The sequence below is a fragment of the Flavobacterium sp. genome (assembly GCF_044338735.1).
Classification (GTDB): Bacteria; Bacteroidota; Bacteroidia; order Flavobacteriales; family Flavobacteriaceae; genus Flavobacterium.
On the sequence record NZ_JBIIWV010000205.1, the window covers coordinates 1 to 3,491 of the forward strand.

Sequence of the window (3,491 nt, forward strand, 5' to 3'; positions counted from 1 at the left end):
TGCGCAGATGGTACTGCAGTTATGTGGGAGAGTATGTCGCCGCCTTTTTTTAGTAACCCCAGCTTTTTAAGCTGGGGTTATTTTTTTTATAGGTACGCCGTGTTCGCAAGCTCGGTTCGCCGCCTTTCTTTTGAAAAGCCTGTCTAAATCTAGACAGGCTTTTTTGTTTTCAATCGGTTCGCCGCCTTTAGCTTCGCTCAGTCAGGCATAGCCTTCGAGTCTTTTGAAAAGCCTGTCTAATTTAGACAGGTTTTTTTGTTTTGTGTAAGTAACAGTTTATGTTTTTATGCTCTTTGTGGGCACGGAATGCAATTCCGCGCTATCGGGTATGCAATTCCGCGCTATCGGGTATGCAATTCCGCGCTATCGGGTTAATTTACCAATCTGATTTTTTATAATCTAATTTACCATTAATGGCTGAAAAAACTTCATTAGCAAAGTTATTCAATGATTTGTCAACATCTATTCTATAAGTTTCAGTTGAATTTCGAGGCTCTCCATTACTTTTAAATAAAGAATTCATACCTCCATTAATCGAAATATCATCATGACCTTGTCCTGCAATTCTTTTAACAACTATGTCTAATCTCATTTTGTTCTCTTTAATCCTAACTTCAACATATAGGTTTAATTTGAATAGCCATTGTTTACTTTGCTTATATCTAATTTCTCCAACTCCATTTATTGTAAATGAAAGATATTCGTTTTCTATGTCACTATTAGTTGCATAATCAGCATTATTAATATTATATTGAGTCCATTTCTTTAATGAAGAATATATTTCTTTCGCTGATTTATTTTCAAATTCTTTAATTAAAAATCCGTTTACATTATTTGCTGTTATTTGTAAACTGTCAACTTTTTCAGTTTGGGCATTAGTCATTAAACTAAAAAAGGCTAATACTAATATTATTATTCTTTTCATATTTCTGTCAAATTATTTTACAACTTGTATATATTCGGTACAAAATAGCGCCAATCTACCTATTTTTGGGTGTGTATATTCGCTACTCTGTAGCGTATTTTCAAATATACTAAATATTTCCAATTATCAAAACATAAGTAACAAATTTTAATTTATGAGCATTATTTTCTAATAAATAGAAACTCGTTGCGCATAAAAAGCACAAAAGAATCCGACTCTTGTGAAGTCGGATTCTGAATTTTATTTTGTTAGTATTATTTCAACGTACTTGGACAAACAAAAGCGGTAAGCGGCACTGTGGTAGTGCGGATGCCTGTCATTCCTTTTTCTACATTGATCATGTTGTGATAACCTCGTGCTTTTAAAATAGAAGACATAATTACCGAACGGTATCCGCCAGCGCAATGTAAAAAGAAGGTTTCTTCTTTTGGTACTTCGGCTAATTGCTCGTTTACATAATCTAACGGAATATTTATTGCCTTTTCTACATGTTCGGCCTCAAATTCGCTTGGCTTTCTCGCATCTACAATAGTAGCCTCTTCATATTGTGCTGCAAAAGCTTCTGGAGTAATCGATGTAATTGAATCGGTTTCATATCCTGCTGCTTTCCATGCGTCAATTCCGCCTTTTAAATAGCCTAAGGTATGATCAAATCCTACTCTCGATAAACGCGTAATAGTTTCGGTTTCTAAACCTTCGGGAGTTATTAATAATAAAGGTTGTTTCGTATCGCGAATTAATGCGCCTACCCAAGGTGCAAATTGACCGTGTAGTCCTATGAAAATGGATCCAGGAATGTGTGCTGCTACAAATTCGCTTTCGTTTCTTACGTCTAAAATTAACGCTTCAGATTGATTCGCCACCGCTTCAAATTCGTTTGGAAGTAAAGCAATATTTCCTTTTTCCATAATGTGTTCTAGGCTATCATACCCTTCAATATTCATCATGACATTTTGAGGAAAATAAGCTGGTGGTGGAGTTAAACCGTCTAATAATTCGGCAATGAATTCATCACGCGTCATATCAGCGCGCAACGCATAGTTTACTTTCTTTTGGTTACCCAATGTATCAGTGGTTTCTTTACTCATGTTTTTTCCACAAGCACTTCCGGCACCATGATTTGGATACACAATTAAGTCATCGCTCAACGGCATGATTTTATTGCGCAACGAATCAAATAAATGGCTGGCTAAAACTTCTTGGGTTAAATCTTCTACTAATTTTTGAGCCAAATCTGGTCGGCCTACATCGCCAATAAATAACGTGTCACCTGTAATGATTCCGTGGTCTTTTCCTTCTTCATCAGTTACTAAGTAACAAGTACTTTCAAGCGTATGTCCCGGCGTATGAATAGCTTTAATGGTCACACCTCCTACGTTGAATTCTTGGTAATCGGTTGCTACAATAGCATCAAAATTAGGCTGAGCTGTTGGACCATACACAATTGAGGCTCCTGTTTTTTGTGCCAAATCTAAATGTCCCGAAACAAAATCGGCGTGAAAATGAGTTTCAAAAATGTATTTAATTTTAGCGTTATCTTTTTGCGCTCTATCGATATAAGGTTGTACTTCACGAAGTGGATCAAAAATTGCTGCTTCTCCGTTGCTTTCAATGTAATAAGCTGCGTGAGCTATGCATCCGGTGTATATTTGTTCTATTTTCATATCTGTATAATTTTTTGTAAAAATAATTGTATTGTAGGGTTTCTGAAGTAACAAAAGTTACATTGCTAATTCTTTAACTAAAATAAAGGTGGCCATAAAAAGTACAAAATAAGCAAATCCTTTTTTCAATTGCGATTCGTTAACATATTTATTCAAATAAATGCCAATAAAAATTCCGATAATGGATATTCCGGTAAAGGAACTTAAAAATTTCCAATCGATTGTAATGGTTTGCACATCTCCTAAAAACCCGATTAGCGAATTCATGGCAATGATGAAAAGAGAAGTGCCTACTGCTTTTTTCATCGGTAATTTAGCAAACAAAACTAACGAAGGAATAATTAAGAAACCGCCACCAGCACCTACTAATCCGATAATGATTCCGATGGTGAATGTTTGAAAAAGTAAGGTTGATATTGCGATGTTTCCGGCTGTTTCTACTACTTCTTTTTTCTTTTTCAGCATAGAAATAGCGGCTAATACCATAATAACTGCAAAAAACACCATTAAAAAGGTACTTTTTGTAAGCAGAAAGGGTTGTTCCAATATTCTTTCGGGAATCAGCGGTACTAAAAAGCGTCTGGTAATATATACCGCAACAAAAGAAGGTATTGCAAACAAAAAGCCGTTTTTAATGTCAACTAAGCCTTTTCTGTAATTTTGAACTGCCCCAAAAGCAGAGGTTGTTCCTACAATGAATAGCGAATAAGCGGTAGCAATTATCGGATCGATTAGCATTACATAAACCAAAATGGGTACGGTTAATATTGATCCGCCACCACCTGTTAATCCTAAAATTAATCCGATGCATAATGCTCCAAAATAGCCAAATAGTTCCATTAAAATTGCAGTATTTCTATTTTATTTCGATGTAATTTTATTTTTCCTTCGATTTCCAAAGC

The 3,491-nt window shown here is 35.3% G+C and carries 3 protein-coding genes; all 3 read right to left on the minus strand.

Features of this window, described 5'->3' with window-relative positions; genetic code table 11:
• Window positions 1–376: 376 nt before the first annotated feature.
• Window positions 377–925: a hypothetical protein gene (locus ACIQZC_RS10100; RefSeq protein ID WP_396139099.1), complete on the minus strand. Its 549-nt coding sequence runs from the start codon at window positions 923–925 to the stop codon at window positions 377–379.
• Window positions 926–1,179: 254 nt separating this feature from the next.
• The gene (locus tag ACIQZC_RS10105; protein ID WP_396139100.1) at window positions 1,180–2,589 is read right to left on the minus strand and encodes a rhodanese-like domain-containing protein; all 1,410 of its coding nucleotides are present in this window, start codon (window positions 2,587–2,589) and stop codon (window positions 1,180–1,182) included.
• A gap of 57 nt (window positions 2,590–2,646) precedes the next feature.
• Window positions 2,647–3,429 carry a sulfite exporter TauE/SafE family protein gene (locus tag ACIQZC_RS10110; protein ID WP_396139101.1) on the minus strand — a complete coding sequence of 261 codons (783 nt, stop codon included), beginning with the start codon at window positions 3,427–3,429 and terminating at the stop codon, window positions 2,647–2,649.
• Between the last annotated feature and the right edge of the window lie 62 nt (window positions 3,430–3,491).